Source organism: Pseudomonas sp. B19(2017) (assembly GCF_002113165.1).
Classification (GTDB): Bacteria; Pseudomonadota; Gammaproteobacteria; order Pseudomonadales; family Pseudomonadaceae; genus Aquipseudomonas.
The window spans coordinates 84,985-107,906 of record NZ_NEJR01000015.1 but is presented as its reverse complement, the minus strand read 5'-3'; the positions used below and the strand labels follow the sequence as shown (position 1 = coordinate 107,906).

Sequence of the window (22,922 nt, the reverse complement as noted above, 5' to 3'; positions counted from 1 at the left end):
CTCCGACAGGGGTACGCGATTTCCTGTAGGAGCGGCCTTGTGTCGCGAAAGGGCCGCAAAGCGGCCCCGGCTATTCGAAGCTCCCATGCAACTGGTGAATCTGCCGCCGCTGCTTCTTGGTCGGCCGGCCGTCGGTGGTCACCCCCATCGCCCCGGCCTTGCGCAGTTCAGCCGCCTGCTCACGCCGACGCACGCTGTCCTCGGTCTCTTCATACAACGTCTGCGCCTCTGGCGCCCCACGCCGCACTACTGAAAGCGCCTTGACCACCACGGTGCGTTCGTCGAACCCGGTGCGCAGCACGAACTCGTCGCCCACCCGCGGCTCCTTGCCCGGCTTGCAGCGCTCACCCCGGCAATGCACCTTGCCGCTCTCGATCGCTGCCTTGGCCAGCGCGCGGGTCTTGTAGAAGCGTGCCGCCCACAGCCATTTGTCCAGGCGGACCTTGTCGTCGTCTTCGGCTTTTTGTGCCATCCCGTTACCTCGAACGCTGTGTTTCATCGAACTGTACTACCGTAACGATCGGATGCAAAAAATCCCCGCCGTGCTTACAGTTCAACACCTCATCCGCAGGGTGCGTTTCGTGAAGACATTTGACCATTTGACTGTGATCGGCCTGCGCGAGTGGGTCGCCCTGCCCGACCTTGGCGTAGCCGGGTTGCGCGCCAAGATCGACACCGGCGCCAGCACCTCCAGCTTGCACGCCACCGAGGTGGAACCGTTCGAGCGCGACGGCCAGCCCTGGGTCCGCTTCACCGCACACCTGGGCTCGGTGGTGCAGTTGCGCCACCGCCGCTGCGAAGCACCGCTGGTGACCATGAAAACCATCAAGAGCTCCAACGGCCAGGCCCAGACCCGCTATGTCATCCGCACGTCATTGGCCCTGGGCGATGGTGTGTGGGAGGTGGAGTTCACCCTGGCCTGCCGCAAGAACATGCGTTATCGCCTGTTGCTAGGTTCCAAGGCCCTGATCCATGGCCAGCTGGTGGTCAACCCTGGCCTGAAGTACGTCCAAGACAAACCGGCCTTTCCGGCCACCCTCTCCCCTGTAACAGGTGCTGCATGAAGATCGCTGTGCTGTCGCGCAATCCGCGTCTGTATTCCACCCGCCGCCTGGTCGAAGCCGGTACCCAGCGGGGCCACGAAATGGTGGTGATCGACACCCTGCGGGCCTACATGAACATCGCCAGCCACAAGCCGCAGATTCACTACCGCGGCAAGCCGCTGGAAGGCTTCGACGCGGTGATCCCGCGCATTGGTGCCTCGGTAACCTTCTATGGCTGCGCGGTGCTGCGCCAGTTCGAGATGATGGGCGTGTATCCGCTCAACGAGTCGGTAGCGATAGCCCGCTCCCGCGACAAGCTGCGTTCGTTGCAACTGCTGTCGCGACGCGGCATCGGCCTGCCGATTACCGGCTTCGCCCACTCGCCGGACGACATCCCCGACCTGATCCAGATGGTCAACGGCGCGCCACTGGTGATCAAGGTGCTGGAAGGCACCCAGGGAATCGGCGTGGTGTTGTGCGAAACCACCAAGGCCGCCGAATCGGTGATCGAGGCGTTCATGGGGTTGAAGCAGAACATCATGGTGCAGGAATACATCAAGGAAGCGGGTGGCGCAGACATCCGCTGCTTCGTGGTCGGCGACAAGGTCATCGCGTCGATGAAGCGCCAGGCCAAGCCGGGGGAGTTCCGCTCCAACCTGCATCGCGGAGGGGTGGCCAGCCTGATCAAGATCACCCCGGAAGAACGCATGACCGCCATTCGCGCGGCCAAGGTGATGGGCTTGAGCGTGGCCGGTGTGGATATTCTGCGTTCCAACCATGGGCCGCTGGTGATGGAGGTGAACTCGTCGCCGGGGCTGGAAGGTATCGAAGTGACCACCGGCAAGAACGTGGCCGGCATGATCATCGAGCACCTGGAGAAGAATGGAGGGCCTAATCAGACCCGGACCAAGGGTAAGGGCTGAGATCCTGGGGCCGCTTTGCGGCCCCGGCAATCACACGGCATTACGCGGCAGCAACAACCCCAGCGGCAGCCTCACCCGCGCCTCGATCCCGCCACCGGACCGATTGCGCAATTCCACATTGCCGCCATGCTGCGCCGCGATCCGCTTGACGATCGCCAAACCCAGCCCGGTACCCTTGCCACCGCGGGCCCGGTCACCACGAATGAACGGGTTGAAGATGGTCTCCAGCTCCGACTCGTCGATCCCCGTCCCGCGATCGAGCACGCTCAGCACTACATACGGCGCACTCTCGTCACCCGACACATAGGCGGCTACCTCGACCCCTTTGCCGGCGTGGTGCAGGGCGTTGCCGATCAGGTTGCCCAGCATGCGCTTGAGCGAAACCCGGCGCAGCGGGAACGGCGGGATCGGCTCCAGGCACAGCCGCACGCGTTCTTCCGGCTGGTTGTACGGCGCCACCACCTCGCGCACCAGGTCGGCCAGGTCGACCTCCTCCACCGGCTCGTCACGGCCATCGCGGATAAAGGCCAGGAACTGATCGAGGATCGCGTCCATGTCCTCGATATCGCGGACCATGTCGTCACTCAGTTCGCTGTCGCTGTCCAGCAACGACAACGACAAGCGCAGGCGCGTCAGCGGTGTGCGCAGGTCGTGGGAAACCCCGGCCAGCATCAATTCGCGCTCACGCCCGGCCTGCTCGACATCCTCAGCCATCTGGTTGAAGGCCTTGTACACCTCGGTCATTTCGCTGGGCGTGTCGCTGATCGGCAGGCGCACGCTGCGCCCCTGGCCCAGCTGGCGGGCGGCGAACACCAGGCGCTTGAGCGGCTGGTTCAGCTGGCGCACGAATATCCAGGCCGAGGCGGTGGACAACAGGCCGATAGCCAGGAACCAACCCAACACGTTCCAGATCTTCTGCCCCCGCAGCGGGTGCGGGTACAGCGGTACCTTCAACCAGCCCGGGCCCAGGCTCGGCGCATTGACCCACAACGCCGGTGGCGCATGGATGCGCAGCCGTACCTCGGTGTCTTCGCCCAGCTCGGCCTGCATCTGCCGTTGGTAGATTTCGCTATAGGGCCAGTGCTGCTCGCCCTCAGGCACCCCCGAGCCGGTGACCCGGATAAGGCCTGCCGCTTCGGCGATCCTGTCGCGGTTTTCTTCGTCGGCCGCCCAATAGGCGCGCAGGGTCAGCGCCACACCGTGGCTGTACTGACGGTCGACCAGCACGTCTTCGTTCATCAGCAGGTAGACCAGGGTCAAGGCCTTGGAGAACAGGACGACGATCAACACCAGCCACAGGGTGCGGGCGAAGAAACTTTGCGGAAACCAGAGCGGTGTCTTCATCGACGGCGCGGCATCATTTGCCGGCGTTCCCGTCCGGCACGAACACGTAGCCCACGCCCCAGACGGTCTGGATATAACGCGGCTTGGACGGGTCCGGCTCGATCATGCGGCGCAGGCGCGAGATCTGCACGTCGATGGAACGCTCCAGCGCATCCCATTCGCGGCCACGGGCCAGGTTCATCAGCTTGTCGCGGGTCAGCGGCTCGCGTGCGTGCATCACCAGCGCCTTGAGCACGGCGAACTCGCCGGTGGTGAGCATGTGCACTTCGTCGCCACGCTTGAGTTCGCGGGTGGCCAGCGACAGCTCGTAGTCGCCAAAGGTGACCGACTCGTCTTCGCTACCTGGCGCTCCCGGCACGCTCGGTGCCTGTCGGCGCAGCACGGCCTTGACCCGTGCCATCAGCTCGTCCGGGTTGAACGGCTTGCCCAGGTAGTCGTCGGCGCCCAGCTCCAGGCCCTTGATACGGCTGAGCTCGTCGCCCTTGGCGGTAAGCATGATGATCGGGATCTGGTTGTTCTGCTGGCGCAGGCGCTTGCACGCCGACAGGCCATCTTCGCCGGGCAGCATCAGGTCGAGCACCACCAGGTTGAACACCTCACGCTGCAGCAGGCGGTCCATCTGCTCGGTGTTGGGTACTGCGCGGGCACGGTAGCCCTTGCTGGTGAAGAAACGTTCCAGCAGGCTGCTCAGCCCCGGGTCGTCGTCGACGATGAGAATCTTGTCACCTTCAGCGGTGTTTGGCGTGCCGGTCATGAATAACTCCTCTGGTATCGCCGCGCATTATGGCGTAGCCATTGCTGCACGTTGCGTGAGCATTGTTAGCAGATTTTTCCCCCGGCGCCAGTTCCGGCTGGCCGGGCGCCATCACCGCAAGCCGTTTGCGATGGGTATAATGCGCGCCTTTCATCCAGCGCCGCCGGGCGAAAGACCCACAGGCGACCCCCGTATTCACAAATGTCAGGTGGTTTACATGGACAGCATCAACAGCCGTATCGCCGAGGAACTGGGCGTACGCCCCCAGCAGGTCGAGGCGGCCGTGGGCCTGTTGGACGAAGGCTCGACCGTGCCCTTCATCGCCCGCTACCGCAAGGAAGTGACCGGTAGCCTGGACGATACCCAGCTGCGCCATCTGGAGGAGCGCCTGCGCTACCTGCGCGAACTCGACGAACGCCGCGCCAGCATCCTGGCCAGCATCGAGGAGCAGGGCAAGCTGACCCCGGAACTGGCCCGCGAGATCAAGCTGGCCGACACCAAGACCCGCCTCGAAGACCTGTACCTGCCGTACAAGCAGAAGCGCCGCACCAAGGGCCAGATTGCCCTGGAAGCCGGCCTCGGCGAGTTGGCCGACGGCCTGTTCAACAACCCCGACCTGGCCCCGGAAAGCGAAGCCGCGCGCTTCGTCAACGCCGACAAAGGCGTGGCCGACGTCAAGGCCGCGCTGGAAGGCGCCAAGTACATCCTCATGGAGCGCTTCGCCGAAGATGCCGCCCTGCTCGACAAGCTGCGCAGCTTCCTCAAGCAGGAAGCCGTGCTCAGCGCCCGCGTCGTGCCAGGCAAGGAAGAAGAAGGCGCCAAGTTCCGCGACTACTTCGCCCACGACGAACTGCTGCGCAACGCCCCGTCGCACCGTGCCCTGGCCATTTTCCGCGGGCGCAACGAAGGCGTGCTGAGTGCCTCGCTGAAAGTCGGCGAAGAACTGCCCGGCACCCTGCACCCGTGCGAGCTGATGATCGGCAACCATGTCGGCATCGAGAACCGCAACCGCCCGGCCGACAAGTGGCTGGGCGAAGTAGTGCGCTGGACCTGGAAGGTCAAGCTGTACACCCACCTTGAAACCGACCTGTTCGGCGAACTGCGCGACAACGCCGAAGGCGAGGCGATCAACGTGTTCGCCCACAACCTGCACGACCTGCTGCTGGCCGCCCCGGCCGGCCCGCGCGCCACCCTGGGCTTCGACCCGGGCCTGCGTACCGGCTGCAAGATCGCCGTGGTCGATGCCACCGGCAAGCTGCTGGACCACACCACGGTCTACCCGCACGCGCCGAAGAACGACTGGGACCGTACCATTTCCATCATGGCCGCATTGTGCGCCAAGCACTCGGTAGAGCTGATCGCCATCGGCAACGGTACCGCCAGCCGCGAAAGCGACAAGCTGGTGGCAGAACTGGTCAAGAAGTACCCGGCGCTGAAGATCACCAAGGTCATGGTCTCCGAGGCCGGCGCTTCGGTGTATTCCGCATCGGAGCTGGCCGCCCGCGAGTTCCCGGACCTGGATGTGTCGATCCGCGGCGCCGTGTCGATTGCCCGCCGCCTGCAAGACCCACTGGCCGAACTGGTGAAGATCGACCCGAAATCCATCGGTGTGGGCCAGTACCAGCACGACGTGTCCCAGCTGAAACTGGCGCGGGGCCTGGACGCCGTGGTGGAGGACTGCGTGAACGCCGTGGGCGTGGACGTCAACACTGCGTCGGTTGCGCTGCTGACGCGCATCTCCGGCCTCAACGCCACCCTGGCGCAGAACATCGTCGCCCATCGCGATGCCAACGGCCCGTTCGCCACGCGTGCGGCACTGAAAAAGGTCAGCCGCCTGGGTGAAAAAACCTTCGAACAGGCCGCCGGCTTCCTGCGCGTAATGAACGGCGACAACCCGCTGGACGCCTCTGCAGTGCACCCCGAGGCCTACCCGCTGGTGCAGCGCATTGCCGCCGACACCGACCGCGATATCCGCTCGCTGATCGGCGACAGCAGTTTCCTCAAGCGCCTGGACCCGAAAAAGTTCACCGATGAAACCTTCGGCCTGCCGACCGTCACCGACATCCTGCAGGAGCTGGACAAACCTGGCCGCGACCCACGCCCCGAGTTCAAGACCGCCACCTTCCAGGACGGCGTCGAAGACCTCAAGGACCTGGAGCCGGGCATGATCCTCGAAGGCGTGGTGACCAATGTCACCAACTTCGGTGCCTTCGTCGACATCGGCGTGCACCAGGACGGCCTGGTGCATATCTCGGCGCTGTCGGAGAAGTTCGTCAAGGACCCGCGTGAAGCGGTCAAGGCCGGCGACGTGGTCAAGGTCAAGGTCATGGAAGTGGACATCCCGCGCAAGCGCGTCGGCTTGTCCATGCGCATGAGCGACACCCCGGGCGAGAAGGTCGAAGGCAACCGCGGCGGTAACCGTGGCAATGGCGGCAACCGCCAGCAGCAGGCGCCGCGCCAGCGCGAAACTGCCACTGCGGCCCCGGCCAACAACGCAATGGCCGCACTGTTCGCCAATGCCAAGCAGCTGAAGAAGAAGTGATGGACGTACCACGCGAATACGTCGAAAGCGCCTTCAGCCAGCTGCTCGGCTGCCGCCTGCAACGCCTGGAAACAGGTGTTGCCGAGGTAGCCCTGGCACTCGAGCCACACTTGCGCAACCGTGGCCAGAAGCTGCACGGCGGGGCGATCTTCAGCCTGGTGGACATCGCCATGGGCCTGGCCTGCTCGGCCAGCCATGGTTTCGACCAGCAAAGCGTCACCATCGAGTGCAAGATCAACTACATGCGCGCCGTCAGTGACGGCGAGGTGCTGTGCATCGCCCGTGTGCTGCACGCCGGGCGGCGCACCCTGGTGGTCGACGCCGACGTAGTTCAGGGCGACAAGCTGGTGGCGAAAGCGCAAGGAACCTTCGCGGTTCTCTAGCTCACCAAGCAGTATCTGCGGTATTTTCGGCAACAGCAGGGGGCCGCTTCGCGCCCCATCGCCGGCAAGCCGGGCTCCCACAGGTAATCCACAAGCCTGGATATCGTGGTTTACATGTGGAAGCCCGGCTTGCTGGCGATGGGCTGCTAAGCGGCCCTCGAAGTCGGCGCTGCGCAATGCCAGAACCGCGTAAACCAGGCGACAACGCCAGTTCCTTTTCCCACTACCCTTGTAGACCGTCTTTTCTACCCCCATATTGGGGCGACTGACGCGTGAAGGAATACATCTTGAGCGACCTCCTCAACCGCCGCCTGAGCCTGCTCGGCGCCAATCTCCCCCTGCTCAAGCAGTGCCTGCACGGTATTGAGCGCGAATGCCTGCGCGTGACCGACGAAGGTCGCCTGGCCCAGACCCCGCATCCGCAAGCACTGGGGTCGGCGCTGACCAACGAGCAGATCACCACCGATTATTCCGAGTCGCTGCTGGAGTTCATCACCCCAGCCCTGCCCGACCCGGCCAAGGTGCTGGAAAGCCTCGAAGAGACCCACCGTTTCGTCTACAGCAAGCTGGGCGACGAATACCTGTGGAGCCCGTCGATGCCCTGCACGCTGCCGGCCGAGGAGGACATCCCGATCGCCGAGTACGGCAGCTCGAACATCGGCAAGCTCAAGCACGTCTACCGCAAGGGCCTGGCCCTGCGCTACGGCCGCACCATGCAGTGCATCGCCGGTATCCATTACAACTTCTCGCTGCCCGAAGCGCTGTGGCCGTTGCTGCGCGCCGCAGAAGGCGGCAGCGAGAGCGACCGCGACTACCAGTCGTCGGCCTATATCGCGCTGATCCGCAATTTCCGCCGCTACAGCTGGCTGCTGATGTACCTGTTCGGCGCCTCGCCGGCCCTGGACAAAGGCTTCATGCGTGGCCGCCCGCACCAGCTCGAAGAGCTGGACGCCGAAACCCTGTACCTGCCCTACGCCACCAGCCTGCGCATGAGCGACCTGGGCTACCAGAGCAACGCCCAGGCCGGTCTCACGCCGTGCTACAACAACCTGGCCAGCTACACCGACAGCCTGCGCAAGGCGGTAGGCACGCCCTACCCGCCTTACGTCGAAGTCGGTACACACGTGGATGGCGAGTGGGTACAGCTGAACACCAACATCCTGCAGATCGAGAACGAGTACTACTCGAACATTCGCCCCAAGCGCGTCACCTACACCGGCGAACGACCGATCCAGGCCCTGACCTCGCGCGGCGTGCAGTATGTGGAAGTGCGCTGCCTGGACATCAACCCGTTCCTGCCGGTGGGCATCGACCTGACCGAGGCGCGCTTCCTGGACGCGTTCCTGCTGTTCTGCGCACTGGAAGACAGCCCGCAACTGGATAACGGCGAATGCGGCCAGTGCACCAGCAATTTCCTGACCGTGGTCAAGGAAGGCCGTCGCCCGGACCTGGAACTGCACCGCAATGGCCAGCCGATCGGCCTGAAAGACTGGGCCAGCGAGCTGATCGAGCGTATCCGCCCACTCGCTGAGCTGCTCGACCAGGCGCAAGGCGGCGCAGAACACGGCAAGGCCCTGGATGCCCAACAAGCCAAGGTAGACGACGCCTCGCTGACCCCGTCGGCCCAGGTGCTGGCGCGCATGACCGAGCATGACGAAAGCTTCGTCAGGTTCTCCCTGCGCCAGAGCCGTATTCACGCCGAAACCTTCCGCGAACAGCCACTGCCCGTCGAACGTCAGCAAGCCTTCGAAACCCTGGCCCGCGAATCACTGGCCGAACAGTCGCGCCTGGAACAGCAGGAAGTGGGCGACTTCGACCTGTTCGTCGGCGCCTACCAGGCCAGCATCCTGGCGATCAGCAACTGATGACCCGCAGCGCCAGCCCGCGCAAGCCGCGTGCCAGCAGCCAGGCCAGAATCGAGGCGATTCTGGCGGCTGCCCGCGAGTTGCTGGCCGAGCAAGGCGTAGCGGCGCTTTCGATCTATAGCGTGGCCGAACGCGCACAGATTCCACCGTCGTCGGTGTACCACTTTTTCGCCAGCGTGCCGGCTTTGCTGGAGGCGTTGACGGCCGACGTGCACCGGGCGTTTCGCGAGGCCTTGAGTGCACCGATCGACAGCTGCGCCTTCAGCACCTGGCACCAACTGTCGCGGCTGGTCGAGCAGCGCATGCTCGATATCTACAACGAGGATGCCGCAGCGCGTCAGTTGATCCTTGCCCAGCACGGGTTGAGCGAAGTAGTGCAGGCCGACCGCCAGCACGACATGGAACTGGGCGAATTGATGCATAGCTTGTTCGATCGGCATTTCCAGCTGCCGACGATGCCTCACGATGTGGATGTCTTCGCCTTGGCCATGGAGCTGAGCGATCGCGTCTACGCGCGCTCCATGCAGCTGTTCGAACAAATCACACCGCGCATGGCCGAGGAAGGCATGCGCGTGTTCGAAGCCTATCTCTCGCTTTACTTGCCGCCCTTCCTGCCACTGCGCTGCAGCGGCTGAGATACAAGTACCACCCCTCGTACCACCGCGATCAATTCAATAAAGGGCAGTCAACACCAGCCCTTGAAGAGACGATTGCTCATGCCCACCTCTGCAAACCACCAGCGCGATCTGGTCAAGACACTGCCTGTTACCGGTACCGACAGCCCCCGTCATTTACTGGCCGGCAAAGGCAACCTGCTCACGGCAGCGCGGCAATCCCTGGAACGCAGCACCAGACAGCTGCGAACCCTGTTGAGCCAGGCACCCAGCCTGCAGCAAACCGTGCACGACACCTTGCAGGCTCAACTGCAACTGGACCCCAGCCATTGCGGCTTGCGCCATGGCGAGAGCCAGGTGAGCATGCTGACATTCGCCACCCGCCTGCTGGCTGGCCCGGTCTTTGCCAATCCATTTGCCGACTGGACCCCGTGGGGCTTCACCGATACAGCGGCATACGCAACGACCACTGCCGATACATGGGCGCAGAACCTTGGCCCCGTGGTCAGGGCAGCGCAGTTTCACGCTGCGGGCAATTACTGGGATGGGCGCATGCCCGGTACCGATACCTCGCGAAAAGCCCAGGCAAGCAAACTGCTTCGCCAGCATTTCACCGGCAGTCTGGACACTGCATATGGCCTGGGCACGATAGATATCAAAGGTTGGCTGCGCGGCAGGGAGCGCTCGGCGCAACACGCCCTGCTGGAATGGCAACTGTCGCCAGGAAACACGCTGACCAGTACAGCCGCATTATTGATCCGCCCTCACGCAGGCCAGACACCCTGGCTGCTCTACCTGCCAGCCAGGTTGCATCCGGTGCTGGCGTTCAGCGATCTTGAATCTTTGCGTGACTGGGTCTTCGTCAACCGATCCTGGTTCTGGTCGGACCCCAGATCTTCCATTGTCGAAGGCGCACGACAGAACGTCGTCGTCACCGATGTGCAAAGCGATGGCTTCAGTGCACTACTGGCGGAAATGCTCCGCCAGGATCAGGAAATTACCCAGCACCACCTGCTTCAAGCCTGCCTGCAAAGCGAAACGGACTCACTGGACTTGTCCGACCTGCAAACCTGGGAACGCCAGCGCAGCGATCTGGTTCGCGAGGCACTCGATGCGACGCTGAAAAGCGCCATCGACCAGGTGAACGCTGACGATACCGCCCTGGCGGAGGAAGAGGCTCACTTTGCCTGCCTGGAACAACACCTGCCCATCGCCTGGCGCCAGCAGTCGATCGAGCGTCAGGAAACACTGCTGGAGCAGTATCTGGCCGGAGAGACAGCGCCCACCTCTGCCAAGGTCACGCTCCTGAGGGAACGCCAGGCAGCGCTCGAGGTACTGAAAGATGCCCGGGACGTCTATTTGTTGGAACTGCCAGCCGTGCTGACGAGCACCAACCTCAAGGAACGCGTGGGTGACAACACGCCACTTGAACAGATCAGCGGAGGGCTTTGCCAAGCCTTGCTCAAGGAAGCTCGCCTGCAGCACACCATGGGGGAGCTGTCAGATACGCATCTGGACTGGATCGAGCAGCTCGTCGACAGGCCCAAGCCTGGCCTGCAACGCCTGGTACAGGCCAGCACCCTGGAGCTGGTGATTGCAGAACAGAGCTGGCAGTTGCACGGTTACATGACCTTCCGTGCCCTTCCCGGAGAAAACGACGACACCCACGCCCCCGGCATACTGCTTTACAGGCCAGGCCAACGTGGCGGGCTGCGGGCTTTCGAACACGAGGCGGCCCTTGCCGGAAGTCTGCTGGCTACGCTGCATGGCGCATGGCCGGACGCACTGCTGGAAGCGGCGCAGCCGGCCGACAGCCTGCAATTGCTGGAGGCTCTGGCCAACGCCACATCGGTATCGTTCAGCCATACAGCGATCGAGTCGCACTTCATGCAACATTGCGTGGAGGCTATTGTTGCCGCGCTGCCTGCCGACATCTCGAAGGAGCATGTCCGACAGCGCCTGTGCATAAGCGCGAACCGCGCCAGGGAGATGGCCCTGGCACGGTTCGCGGAGAAGAACCGTACCAGCAGCATGCACGCACAGCTTGCCCCCTTGCGTCACCTTGACCCGCAGCAGCTCGACGGTATGGCCAAACAGGTCGATGCGTTGCGAGACGCACTGCTTGCCTCAAGCGACCTGCTCAGGATCAGCTTGCCGTCACGCAAGCAATTCACCCGCCATCTGTTGCATCAACATCTGCGCAACGAATTTGCCATTCAGGACATTCCGCAGATCATCCTCGACATCGCCGACAGCGTAGCCGTGAAAAAGGTGGTAACCGGCCAATCGGCCATTGGCGGCGCTGGGTCCCGGGATATACCGGTATTCAGCGAAAAGCGCAGTGACGTTAATCTGGAAGCCTTCATACTGCTGGCACTGGATGATAATCGGCGGCTCAGGCTGGGCAATGCCACAATCAGGTGCAAGCCGGCGAACCGCACGCTGGAACTGGCACTTACGCCAGCCTATATCACCTCGATGATTACCCTGCTGGATGCCGCCGGCAGCTACGAACAACGTATCGTCAAGGCCTACCTGGGCTTTGCCCACGAGTCCGGCTGGCAGGCGCAATGGCGCCAGGAAACCCTGCGTGCGCCTTACGAACACCGCCTGCGGCTGCTGACCTTGAGCAGGCCAGCCAGCCTTGACACCGCAGGCCAGCAGCTATTGGAAAGGTTCTGCCATGAGCAGGTCGACGGCACTGTCACCAGAACCATCACCTACCACGCGCTGGTGCTGGCACCGGGCACTGCTGCTGACGGGTCCAGTAACAGCGTGGGCCTGTCGGGTATCAGCGTCATCAAGGGTATGGCGGGGCCGGTACTGCTGTATATGCCGGATGCCCCCAACGGCAGGATCATCACTCAGCATGCAACCCCCCAGGTCGCCTGCGAGGCGCTGCAAACGATGGCGCTGGAGCGTGGCATGGCCCACTATCTGGCAACCCGGACGCAGGCCGGTAACCCGGATGAACATGAGCGGTACATCAACCAGGCATTGCGAACCGGATTCCGCACCTTCATAGGCATGGGTTCGGTGCGCAATGAAACCTTGCCAACCTACGAAGCCGCCCAGGACATGGGCGAACTCATCCGCACTCATCGCGCTACCTCGCGTAGCCAGGCCGACATGGCGCTTGCCGAGCCCGAGGTGTTCAACCGTTACTTCTTTCTCGGCTTGAGGCTGGCACTCAGCATATTGCCCGGCGCAGGCACAGCGTTGGCGCTGTACGATGGCTGGCACACGGCTAACGCCGCTGTCTCGGCATTCGACAGGGGTGAGCTGGAAGAGGGCCTGCAACACCTGGTCAGCCTGCTACAGTCATTGACCGATGCCCTGCTCACGCTTGCACCGGTGGCGGCCACCGCAGGCAACTCCGCAGCCACTGCACGCCAGTTGACCCGACAACGCCAGCGTCTTGACCCGTTCAGGCCAACCGGCGGAATTCGCAAGACCCCGCCAAGCCCATTCGCGGGTTACGAGGCAGAATTACCAGCAGGCCCGATGGTACCTTCCGCCCATCCCCAAGGGGCGAGTGTGTTCGAACACACTGCAAGCCAACAACACTTCATCTCGCGCAACAACGCCTGGTATGCAGTGGGCTGGGACCCGGCGCACGCTACCTGGCGGCTCAAACCCCAGGGCCTGCGCACCTACCGCCAACCTGTGCGCTTGAGTGAACAGGGGCTCTGGGAAACCCCGGGAAGGCTGAACGGCCTGCTGGTCGACAACGGCCTGCAAGGCGGCGGCGGCATACTCACCACCCTGCACAATCAGGGCATCGCATACTGGCGCAGGATCCTTCGCCGACACCCCCGGCAATTGACCGGCATGGATCTCGCGCACGATATAAACGACGGGCTGGTGCGTACGCGAGATAGCCTGAGGACCAGGGAAGCCAGCTACCGCACGGCCCGCCAGGCAGTCGCAGATGGGGTTCGCCCGACCGACTCGCAAAGGGCTGCGCTCGCCAATGCACGTCGTCAGCTGGTCGAAGAACTCAACCGCAACATCGAGTTCAACACGCGCAGCCTTGTGCGCCTGCGCGAACAGCGTTCCACGCTGAGCAGGGCGGACCACGCCAGGTTCGCCGCAATATGTGAGGAAAACATCAGCGAGATGAGCGTCCGCGAGATGCGCCTGGTATCGGAACGCTTCACCCTGGCGACGAATGAGGTCCAGCGTGCTAAAGCTGCGTTCCAGGCCCTGCATGGGCACACTGCCACCATCGAACGGGTGGAGCGCCTGACCCAGGAGGTATTGACGGCCAATCGCGAGCTGATCGAAACCTTGCAGGAAGTGGAGCGCTTGGCCATTCGTCATCAGGCCAGGCGCAATACCTTGCAAGGCAGCGCATTGACCCGTTACCAGCTGTTGGTAGAAGAGACAAGATTGGTCCTCGATCTTACCAATGCACGACTTGTCCGGGCATCGATCCTTTCGCTGACGCTATTCAAGGCAAGCGCCGTCGGACATCCGCAGATCAGCGCATTCATGACACACTTCCACGAGCAAGGCGTTGCATTGCGCAGCACCCTCTACAGCAACCTGCAATTGCCCCAGGCCAGTCTAAGTCGAGCCCAGGAGCGCAACTTCCTGCGAAGCGCACAAAGCCACTACGCACGATTCCTGAACTACGTCAGGGCGTGGGAAGACAATTTCCAGAACCTTCTGTCGCCCGAGGAAAACCGTTCGCTGCGACAGCTGCTGCGTCAGCTGATCGACGACATCGAAAACAGCCTCGACAGGGCCAATGCCGCCCGACAACGCACCGGTCGCCAGCCTGGGCAGGGAATTAGCCGGCCACGCCTGTTCGAAACCGTGGAAGGCCCGCTGATCGGCACCGAGTACGTCGAGCGAGGGCAGGCACGCATGCGTATCAACCAGCCACATTCCGATCAAGCCCATACCACTTATGCCAGGAACGAAACAGGCCAATGGCAGTTGTCGACAACACAACGCGTGGCGCCCACCCAGACAATGGCGAACCTGGTGGAAACCGCCACGGCTCGTCTGGACGATATTCCCAGGCAGCAGGCCAAGCTACGCCGGTATCAGACGCCGCAAGCAGTCCCTGCCGACCTGGAGGACATCGCCCAAGGGCACGCGCAGCAGCTGCGCTTCATTGCCGACAGGATTGGTCAGAAAGCAGGGGATGCAATGACCGATGGGCAACGAACCTTGACGCAAAGGCTGAATACCGCTGCCGAGCAGATGGAGGCACTTGGCCGCGAACTGCGCATCGCCCAGACCAAGGTCACCAGAAAGCCTACCGTTGGTTATCTGCAATACCTGCTTGCCGAGCGGGAAGTCGAAATTGCCTGGTCGCGCACTTTGAATCCCAAGCTGGACCGCAAAGGCAACCCGGTCGAATACCTGGAGGAATATCGCATCCTTGATCGGAGTAGCCGGCAGGCCTTGTGGTATGCACACTTTCACTTCCGACAAAAACCGGCACAAGGTTTCAACCGGCTGGAAGCAGGCCACCTGAAACTGGCGAGCGAACGCGACATGGGGAACGGCGCCTGGCGCGGCAGCATGAACGAGAACCAGGCCAACCGGCTATTCGGCGATCTGCGGCCGGCCAGCTGACGCAGCATCATTGGGGCCGCTGTGCGGCCCTTCGCGGGCACGCCCGCTCCCACAGGGTCCGCGCAAAACCTGAAACCTGCGCAGGACCTGTGGGAGCGGGCGTGCCCGCGAAGGGCTGCCAAGCAGCCCCATGGTCAACACCCATCACAGCTTGGCGATAGACACTTCGGTCGATTTCACGAAGGCAATCACTTCACTACCCACTTGCAACTCCAGCTCACGCACGGAGCGGGTAGTGATGACCGAAGTGACGATGCCCGAGGCAGTCTGCACGTCGATTTCCGACAGTACCGGGCCTTCGAGGATTTCCTTCACGGTGCCTTTGAACTGGTTGCGAACGTTGATGGCTTTGATGGTCATGATTTGCTTCCTTTTGGCTTCTGGGGGTTCAGTGCGCCCAACGCAGTTGCGTGGGCAAAGGGGCTACAGGATCCGGCTCGGGCGCAGCGCCCGGGGCCGACAACACACGGTTGAGGACTTCGCTTTCCAGCGCGGCCAGGCGGTGCGAACCGCGCGCGCGAGGCCGTGCCAGGTCAACAGTGAGGTCGAGCCCGACCTCGCCGTCCTCGATCAGGATCACCCGGTCAGCCACGGCAACTGCCTCGCTGACATCGTGGGTCACCAGCAACACGGTGAAGCCGTGCTGACGCCACAGGCGTTCGATCAGTTGCTGCATCTCGATACGGGTCAATGCATCCAGCGCACCGAGCGGCTCATCCAGCAGCAGCAGGCGCGGCTGGTGGATCAGCGCCCGGGCCAGGGCCACGCGCTGCTTCTGGCCGCCCGAGAGTGCAGCCGGCCATTCATTGGCGCGGTCGGCCAGGCCAACGGACTCCAACGCTTCCAGCGCACGCGGGCGCCAGTCGCCAGACAAGCCCAGGCCAACGTTGTCGATCACCTTTTTCCACGGCAGCAGGCGTGCGTCCTGGAACATCAGGCGGGTTTCTTCGCGGGCCTGCTCCAGCGGCGCAGCGCCGGCCAGCAACTGACCTGCGGTCGGCTGGTCGAGACCCGCCAGCAGGCGCAGCAAGGTGCTCTTGCCGCAGCCGCTACGGCCAACGATGGCGACAAACTGACCGGCCGGAATGTGCAGCTCGATGCCCTTGAGCACTTCGCGCTGGCCAAAGGTCTTGCGCAGGCCGCTGGACGCCAGCGGGATGCCACGCAGCAGGCGTGGCGGCTGTTCCTTGAGTACGGTCATGCGCCCTCCTTCCTGGCCACTTGATAGGCCGGGTGCCAGCGTAGCCACACACGTTCCAGGCCGCGGGCGGCGAGGTCGGCAAGCTTGCCGAGCACGGCATACAGCACGATCGCCAGCACCACCACGTCGGTCTGCAGGAATTCACGAGCGTTCATTGCCAGGTAACCGATGCCGGCGTTAGCCGAGATGGTTTCGGCAACGATCAGGGTCAGCCACATGAAACCCAGGGCAAAACGTACGCCGACCAGGATCGACGGCAGTGCCCCTGGCAGGATCACCTGGCGGAACAGGCTGAAACCGGACAGGCCATAGCTGCGCGCCATTTCCACCAGCGCCGGGTCGACGTTGCGGATGCCGTGGTAGGTGTTCAGGTAGATCGGGAACAGCGTGCCCAGCGCAACCAGGAAGATCTTTGCCGACTCGTCGATACCGAACCAAAGGATCACCAGCGGTATCAGCGCCAGGTGCGGTACGTTGCGGATCATTTGCACCGAGCTGTCGAGCAGGCGCTCGCCCCACTTAGACAGGCCGGTGATAAAGCCCAACAGCAGGCCGATGCTACCGCCGATGACGAAGCCCAGCCCGGCACGCCAGCCACTGATGGCCAGGTGAGTCCAGATCTCGCCACTGCGCACCAGCTCCACGCCGGCACTGACCACGGCGCTGGGTGCCGGCAGGATACGCGTCGACAACCAGCCGGCGCTGACCGCCAGTTGCCAGGCGGCCAGCAGCAGTACCGGCAGCGCCCATGGCGCCAGGCGCTGGCCAAGGTTGTTGGAAGTTGCATGACTCATGGCCTGGCCCTCAGCTCTGCGCCACGGACTTGGGCAGGATGTCGTTGGCCACCATTTCGCCAAACGGGCTCACATAACCGCCCGTCTTGGCTTGCTCCGGGCGTTGCACATCCAGGTGCGGGAACAGCAGCTCGGCCACCCGGTACGACTCTTCCAGGTGCGGGTAGCCGGAGAAGATGAAGGTATCGATGCCCAGCTCGGCGTATTCCTTGACCCGCGCCGCCACAGTCGGGCCATCGCCGACCAGTGCAGTGCCGGCACCGCCACGTACCAGGCCGACACCCGCCCAGAGGTTGGGGCTGACTTCCAGGTTGTCGCGTTTGCCGCCGTGCAGGGCCGCCATGCGCTGCTGGCCCACCGAGTCAAAACGTGCCAGCGATGCCTGGGCACGGGCGATGGTGTCATCGTCCAGGTGCGAGATCAGGCGGTCGGCGGCAGCCCAGGCTTTCTCGTTGGTTTCACGCACGATCACATGCAGGCGAATACCAAAGCGGACTTCCCGGCCTTGAGCGGCAGCTTTTTCACGCACCTGGGCGATTTTTTCGGCTACGGCTGCCGGTGGCTCACCCCAGGTCAGGTATAGCTCTACCTGTTCTGCGGCCAGGTCTTGCGCGGCTTCGGACGAGCCACCGAAATACAGGGGTGGTCGAGGCTGCTGGATTGGTGGATAGAGCAGCTTGGCGCCCTTCACCTGAATATGTTTACCGTCGTAATCGACGTTTTCACCTTCCAGCACCCTGCGCCAGATACGGGTGAATTCGACCGAGGCTTCATAGCGCTCTTCATGGCTAAGGTGCAGGCCATCACCCGCCAGCTCATCCGGATCGCCCCCGGTCACCAGGTTGAACAGTGCACGGCCATTGGACAGGCGGTCCAAGGTCGCAGCCTGGCGCGCTGCCACGGTCGGCGAAATGATCCCGGGGCGCAGGGCAACCAGGAATTTCAGGCGCTCGGTCACCGGGATCAGCGATGCTGCCACCAGCCAGGAATCCTCGCAGGAACGCCCGGTCGGAATCAGTACGCCACCAAAACCGAGGCGGTCGGCAGCCTGGGCGATCTGTTGCAGGTAGCCGTGGTCGACGGCGCGGGCGCCCTCGGAAGTGCCCAGGTACTTGCCGTCACCGTGGGTAGGGAGGAACCAGAAAATGTTAAGGCTCATTGGAGTTGTCTCCTCAGGGTGGCTCAAGCCGGAGTGACGCCCCGGCGCAGGCAAATCAATCAAGGCGCGTTGGCGACCTTGGCCGGTGGGGTCCAGATCACGTCCTTGATGCTCAACGGCTTGGGTATCAGCTTGAGCGCCTGGAAGGCGTCTGCGATCTTCTGTTGCGCGACGATCACTTCAGGAGTGAGCGGTGCTGCACCGTAGCCCTGGCGCTTGACCGAGGTCAGGGTGATGTCCGCGGGCAGGCCGAGCAGCGGGGCGACCTGGTCAGTGACCTGCTGGGGGTTGGCCTTGGACCATTCGCCCACGGCGCGCACTTCTTCGATCAGGGTGTTGATCACCGCCGGGTGCTGGGTCGCGTAGTTGCGGGTGGCCAGGTAGAACTGATGGTTGTCGACCAGGCCCTGACCATCGCGCAGGGTATGAGCCTGCAGCTGTTTCTCGGCGGCAGCCTGGTACGGGTCCCAGATCACCCATGCATCCACGCTGCCACGCTCGAAGGCGGCACGGGCATCGGCCGGAGGCAGGTACACCGGCTGGATGTCGCTGTACTTCAGCCCTGCATCTTCCAGCGCTCGCACCAGCAGGTAATGGACGTTGGAGCCTTTGTTGAGGGCGACTTTCTTGCCCTTGAGGTCTTTGACCGACTGGATCGGCGAGCCCTTCGGCACCAAAATCGCCTCGCTGTGCGGCGCTGGCGGCTCGTAGGCGACGTACAGCAGGTCGGCACCGGCGGCCTGGGCGAACACCGGCGGGGTTTCGCCGGTGACGCCAAGATCGATAGAGCCGACGTTCAGCCCCTCAAGCAGCTGCGGGCCGCCGGGGAATTCGGTCCATTGCACCTGCACGCCCTGCTCGGCCAGGCGCTTTTCCAGCGTGCCCTTGGCCTTGAGCAGCACCAGGGTGCCGTATTTCTGGTAACCGATACGCAGGCTCTCGGCCTGGGCTTGGGTGATGGCGCCGAAGGACACAGCCGCCGCAAACAGGGCGACCAGACCGCGACGCAAGAAGACTGTGCGCATGGCGCTCTCCTGTGCGAGTAGGTTCGGGTTGCACCTGCTTGCCTCGTTGTCGGGCGAGTAAGGTGGTGAAGCGGGTTGAGCCGGTCAGATGCTCCAGCGAGCGCTGATCAGGCGTTCGTTCAATATGCCGGGGGCCACGGGGCGCGGCCGGCGGGCCAGTGCAACATGAAACGTTTCCAGCGCATCCTGCAGGCGTTCTTCCAGCGCCGCTGCCAGCTGCGCGGGCCTGCTGCCTTCTGCGTAGGCGACCTGGCTGTCGTCGGCGAAGATCCCTTGCAGGGTCTCCTGCGCCTTGAGTGCCGACAGCACAGGTTTCAGTGCGTAATCCACCGCCAGCATGTGGGCGATGCTGCCGCCGGTGGCGATCGGCAACACGATCTTGTGTGCCAGGGCGCGTTCGGGCAGCAGGTCGAGCAAGGTTTTCAGGGCCCCGGCGAATGAGGCCTTGTACACCGGCGTGGCGACGATCAGGCCATCGGCCTGGGCCACCAGCTGCTGGAAGTGCTGCACCTGCGGGCTGTCGAAACGGGCGTGCAGCAGGTCTTCAGCGGGAAAGTCACGTACCTGGAACGTCACTACCTCTACACCCTGATCCTGCAGCCACTGGCGAGAACGCTCCAGCAGCACGCCGGAGCGTGAACGGGTACTGGGGCTACCACCGATTGAGACGACCAGCATTGAAGCGCTTCCTTGTGTTCTGTTGGGAGTGACATTAACAGTCACCGCATATATCTAGAAATCATATTTTTTCATTTGTTTATTCCATTTGTGTTTTTTCTGCAGGGCCTATTCGCGGGCACGCCCGCTCCCACAGGTTTTGTGGCAAAGCTGAGAACTGCGCAGTTCCTGTGGGAGCGCGCATGCCCGCGAAGAAGCCTGCGCGGTTTCAGCAAGGCATAAAAAAGGGCCGTCGAAACGGCCCGAATATCCCTGCTTGGCTAAGAGCAATGCAACGAGGAATGCTTTAACGATTGGGCTGCGGGGTCAGCCGCAAATAGGGTTTGATCGCCCGGTAACCTTTAGGGAAGCGCTGCCTGATCTCTTCCTCGTCCTTGAGCGAGGGCACGATCACCACATCGTCACCGTCCTGCCAGTTGCCTGGTGTGGCGACCTTGTGGTTGTCGGTCAGCTGCAGCGAGTCGATCACCCGCAAGATTTCGTTGAAGTTGCGCCCGGTACTGGCCGGATAGGTAATGGTCAGGCGCACCTTCTTGTTCGGGTCGATGACGAACAGTGAGCGCACCGTCAGGGTGTCGCTGGCGTTCGGGTGAATCAGGTCGTACAGGTCGGACACCTTGCGGTCGGCGTCGGCAATGATCGGAAAGTTGACCACGGTGTTCTGGGTTTCGTTGATGTCATCGATCCAGCGGTGGTGCGAATCGACCGGGTCCACCGACAGGGCAATGGCCTTCACACCGCGCTTGGCAAAATCGTCCTTCAGCTTGGCGGTCAGGCCCAGCTCGGTGGTGCACACCGGGGTGAAGTCGGCCGGGTGAGAGAACAACACCCCCCAGCTGTTGCCCAGCCACTCGTGGAAGCGGATTTTGCCTTCGCTGGAATCCTGTTCGAAATCGGGGGCGATATCGCCGAGTTTGAGGCTCATGGGCTGCGGCTCCTGTGCTGGGTTCTGTACCGTGTGGGTTCAATGTGCCTGCGTTCGATTAAAAATAAAAAGAATAAATACTGATTTATTTATAACCATAACGCATACAAAATTGCAGATACAAAAAAGCCTCGCACTAGGCGAGGCTTCTTGGTCAGCTACGGGCTTACAGGAAGCTGTAAGTGTAGTTCACGATGAAGCGAGTCTGGTCTTTGTCACCGATGCTTTCGCCGCTACCACGGTAGACACCCTGACGCAGGCTGAAGCCCAGGCCTTTGAGGGCGCCTTCCTGAAGGGTGTAGTCGACGCGTGCGTCACGTTCCCATTCGTTGTAGCTGCCGTTGCCCGACTTGTTGCGGATATCGTCACCACGCAGGTAGGCCACCGAAGCCTTCAGGCCTGGAACGCCCAGGGATGCGAAGTCATAGGAGTACTGACCGAATGTGGTGTTTTCACCGGCGCGAGCGAACTGGTTGATCATGCTGTCGGTGAACAGGTAGAAGCTTGCGCCGCCGTTGCCTTCCAGCGGGGAAGTGGATCCGTCCTTGCGGACGCTACCTTGGTTCAGCCAGACGAAACCACCATCGTCACCCACTTGCTGGTGACCGACCATCAGCGCGTGGCCACCCAGGGTATAGGTGAACATGGCGCTCCAGGTCTTGTTGTCGACCTCGCCCGCGTTCTTCGCGTAGCCACCGTTGTTGTCGAAGGCATAACCGGTCTCGCCATTCTTGCCGTCGCTGCGGCTATCGAAGTAGCGCAGGTCGGTCTTGAACGACTGGTTGTCGGCGATCTTGTAGACGTGAGTGGCACCCAGGAAGTGCTGCTTGTAGAAGTCTTCCAGGTTCGAGTAGTAGTACTGCAGGGTCAGGTCTGGAGTGAGCTTGTAGTCACCACCGGCGAACTGGAACTTGTTGCTGTCGCGGAAGGCGCCAGAAACGGACAGACCGGTACGGTTGCTCGAAGCACGGCCCATGGCGTGGGTCAATTGACCTGCGTTGAGGGTCAGGTTGTCGATTTCCTTCGACTGAAGGGTGCCACCCTCGAAGGTCTGCGGCAGCAGACGGCCATCGTTGGAGACCAGGATCGGCAGCATAGGCGCCAAGGCGCTACCGTAGTGGACCTCGGTCTTGGAGAAGCGAGCCTTGGCGTTACCACCAATGCGTGCCCAGTCGTGGACTGCCGAACCATCGGAGTCGCTTGGGAAGAAGGTGTTGTTGGCATCAGGACGGCTGCCACGGCCACCATCCAGGTGAATGCCCCACAGCGCTTGAACGTCGACACCAAAACCTACGGTGCCCTCAGTGAAGCCAGACAGGTAGTCAAGCTTGAAGCCCTGACCGCTTTCTTTCTGGTCAATACCGCTTTCGCGGTTGTCATCGTTGAAGTACATGGTGCGCGAGCTGAGCGACAGTTTGCTGTCTTCAACGAAACCGGCAGCGCCTGCTTGTTGGGCGAGAACCCCCAGTGCCACGGCCAGGGCCAGGCTGGACTTGTACATGTTTTGCTCCTCTACGTTCTAATTCTTGTGTATCTCTGGCGGAAGGGTCTTGTGCCCCGCTCACCGTGGATTGGCGATTTAGTCCCAAAGAGTGACCGTTAAGTCAATCGTTTCTAAACGTTTCGCGACTTTGGTCTAAGACCGCCACCTGCGCTACAGGATAATGACAATCCTATAAATCCAAAATGACCGTTTTATGAATTGGTAAGATTTTTAAGGAATATGTTAGGAACTGTTACTACGATTCGTTGTATCGACACCACCATTCATAACCAACGGTTATTTGCAAACGTTTGCTCATAACCTAATTCCGTATCGTTCTATCGGGACAGAAAGCCTAGCAGCGGTCTCTGGTTTCGCCATTGAGCGAAGTCACCCCAGAGTCGCGCCTTGGTGCGATCGATGTGGGAGCGGGCATGCCCGCGAACACCGGCGAAGCCGGTGCCATTCACCACGTCGCCTGCTTCGCGGGCATGCCCGCTCCCACACCGATCGCACTACGGCGGCATGGTTAAGCAATCGGCTCCTAAGCTAATGCGAAAAAGTTATTTATTTTACTTTTCTTAGATCATTTAGCCT

18 protein-coding genes are annotated in these 22,922 nt (G+C 62.3%); 7 read left to right on the top strand and 11 right to left on the bottom strand.

What is annotated here, in order from left to right; genetic code table 11:
• Positions 1 to 70: 70 nt before the first annotated feature.
• Positions 71 to 472 carry an RNA-binding S4 domain-containing protein gene (locus tag CAF70_RS19420; protein ID WP_013970457.1) on the bottom strand — a complete coding sequence of 134 codons (402 nt, stop codon included), beginning with the start codon at positions 470 to 472 and terminating at the stop codon, positions 71 to 73.
• A 142-nt stretch (positions 473 to 614) separates the two neighbouring features.
• On the opposite strand from CAF70_RS19420, the gene CAF70_RS19415 reads away from it, so the two are divergent.
• Positions 615 to 1,064: an ATP-dependent zinc protease gene (locus tag CAF70_RS19415; RefSeq protein WP_170931083.1), complete on the top strand. Its 450-nt coding sequence runs from the start codon at positions 615 to 617 to the stop codon at positions 1,062 to 1,064.
• A complete protein-coding gene (gene rimK / locus CAF70_RS19410) occupies positions 1,061 to 1,966 on the top strand; it encodes a 30S ribosomal protein S6--L-glutamate ligase (RefSeq protein WP_015268602.1) in 906 nt (301 codons plus the stop codon). Before CAF70_RS19415 ends, rimK begins: the two co-directional genes overlap by 4 nt.
• 30 nt (positions 1,967 to 1,996) lie before the next feature.
• Here rimK and CAF70_RS19405 read toward each other — a convergent pair whose 3' ends face one another.
• Positions 1,997 to 3,310 (bottom strand): ATP-binding protein, encoded by a 1,314-nt coding sequence (locus CAF70_RS19405; protein WP_085625988.1) that lies wholly within the window; start codon positions 3,308 to 3,310, stop codon positions 1,997 to 1,999.
• 13 nt (positions 3,311 to 3,323) lie between these two features.
• Positions 3,324 to 4,064, bottom strand: a complete 741-nt coding sequence (ompR, locus tag CAF70_RS19400; RefSeq protein WP_012270052.1) for a two-component system response regulator OmpR — start codon at positions 4,062 to 4,064, stop codon at positions 3,324 to 3,326.
• Between the two features lie 217 nt (positions 4,065 to 4,281).
• Between ompR and CAF70_RS19395 the strand changes: the two genes are divergently transcribed.
• The 5 genes from CAF70_RS19395 to CAF70_RS19375 all read left to right on the top strand — a co-directional run bounded on the left by CAF70_RS19395 (position 4,282) and on the right by CAF70_RS19375 (position 15,060).
• Complete coding sequence (locus CAF70_RS19395; RefSeq protein WP_085625989.1) at positions 4,282 to 6,606, top strand: Tex family protein; 2,325 nt, start codon at positions 4,282 to 4,284, stop codon at positions 6,604 to 6,606.
• The gene (locus CAF70_RS19390) at positions 6,606 to 6,989 is read left to right on the top strand and encodes a PaaI family thioesterase (RefSeq protein WP_085625990.1); all 384 of its coding nucleotides are present in this window, start codon (positions 6,606 to 6,608) and stop codon (positions 6,987 to 6,989) included. The genes CAF70_RS19395 and CAF70_RS19390 overlap by 1 nt, the downstream gene beginning before the upstream one ends.
• Positions 6,990 to 7,276: 287 nt before the next feature.
• The gene (gshA, locus tag CAF70_RS19385; protein WP_178076404.1) at positions 7,277 to 8,854 is read left to right on the top strand and encodes a glutamate--cysteine ligase; all 1,578 of its coding nucleotides are present in this window, start codon (positions 7,277 to 7,279) and stop codon (positions 8,852 to 8,854) included.
• Positions 8,854 to 9,489, top strand: coding sequence for a TetR/AcrR family transcriptional regulator (locus tag CAF70_RS19380; RefSeq protein WP_085625992.1), 636 nt, complete (start codon positions 8,854 to 8,856; stop codon positions 9,487 to 9,489). The genes gshA and CAF70_RS19380 overlap by 1 nt, the downstream gene beginning before the upstream one ends.
• 81 nt (positions 9,490 to 9,570) lie before the next feature.
• Entirely contained in the window at positions 9,571 to 15,060 is a 5,490-nt protein-coding gene (locus CAF70_RS19375; protein WP_085625993.1) for a dermonecrotic toxin domain-containing protein, read from the top strand.
• 144 nt (positions 15,061 to 15,204) lie between these two features.
• Here the strand turns inward: CAF70_RS19375 and CAF70_RS19370 are convergent, their stop codons facing one another.
• The 8 genes from CAF70_RS19370 to CAF70_RS19335 form a co-directional block, all read right to left on the bottom strand.
• Positions 15,205 to 15,420 (bottom strand): molybdopterin-binding protein, encoded by a 216-nt coding sequence (locus CAF70_RS19370; RefSeq protein WP_003255829.1) that lies wholly within the window; start codon positions 15,418 to 15,420, stop codon positions 15,205 to 15,207.
• A 28-nt stretch (positions 15,421 to 15,448) separates the two neighbouring features.
• Positions 15,449 to 16,261 (bottom strand): aliphatic sulfonates ABC transporter ATP-binding protein, encoded by an 813-nt coding sequence (gene ssuB / locus CAF70_RS19365; RefSeq protein WP_013970450.1) that lies wholly within the window; start codon positions 16,259 to 16,261, stop codon positions 15,449 to 15,451.
• A complete protein-coding gene (ssuC, locus tag CAF70_RS19360) occupies positions 16,258 to 17,055 on the bottom strand; it encodes an aliphatic sulfonate ABC transporter permease SsuC (RefSeq protein ID WP_085625994.1) in 798 nt (265 codons plus the stop codon). Before ssuC ends, ssuB begins: the two co-directional genes overlap by 4 nt.
• 10 nt (positions 17,056 to 17,065) lie before the next feature.
• Positions 17,066 to 18,214, bottom strand: a complete 1,149-nt coding sequence (gene ssuD / locus CAF70_RS19355; RefSeq protein ID WP_085625995.1) for an FMNH2-dependent alkanesulfonate monooxygenase — start codon at positions 18,212 to 18,214, stop codon at positions 17,066 to 17,068.
• A gap of 59 nt (positions 18,215 to 18,273) precedes the next feature.
• Positions 18,274 to 19,239 (bottom strand): sulfonate ABC transporter substrate-binding protein, encoded by a 966-nt coding sequence (locus CAF70_RS19350; protein WP_085625996.1) that lies wholly within the window; start codon positions 19,237 to 19,239, stop codon positions 18,274 to 18,276.
• Positions 19,240 to 19,323: 84 nt separating this feature from the next.
• Positions 19,324 to 19,917 (bottom strand): NADPH-dependent FMN reductase, encoded by a 594-nt coding sequence (ssuE, locus tag CAF70_RS19345; protein ID WP_085625997.1) that lies wholly within the window; start codon positions 19,915 to 19,917, stop codon positions 19,324 to 19,326.
• 286 nt (positions 19,918 to 20,203) lie between these two features.
• Complete coding sequence (locus tag CAF70_RS19340; protein WP_085625998.1) at positions 20,204 to 20,842, bottom strand: peroxiredoxin; 639 nt, start codon at positions 20,840 to 20,842, stop codon at positions 20,204 to 20,206.
• A gap of 166 nt (positions 20,843 to 21,008) precedes the next feature.
• Positions 21,009 to 22,343 carry an OprD family porin gene (locus tag CAF70_RS19335; RefSeq protein ID WP_085625999.1) on the bottom strand — a complete coding sequence of 445 codons (1,335 nt, stop codon included), beginning with the start codon at positions 22,341 to 22,343 and terminating at the stop codon, positions 21,009 to 21,011.
• Between the last annotated feature and the right edge of the window lie 579 nt (positions 22,344 to 22,922).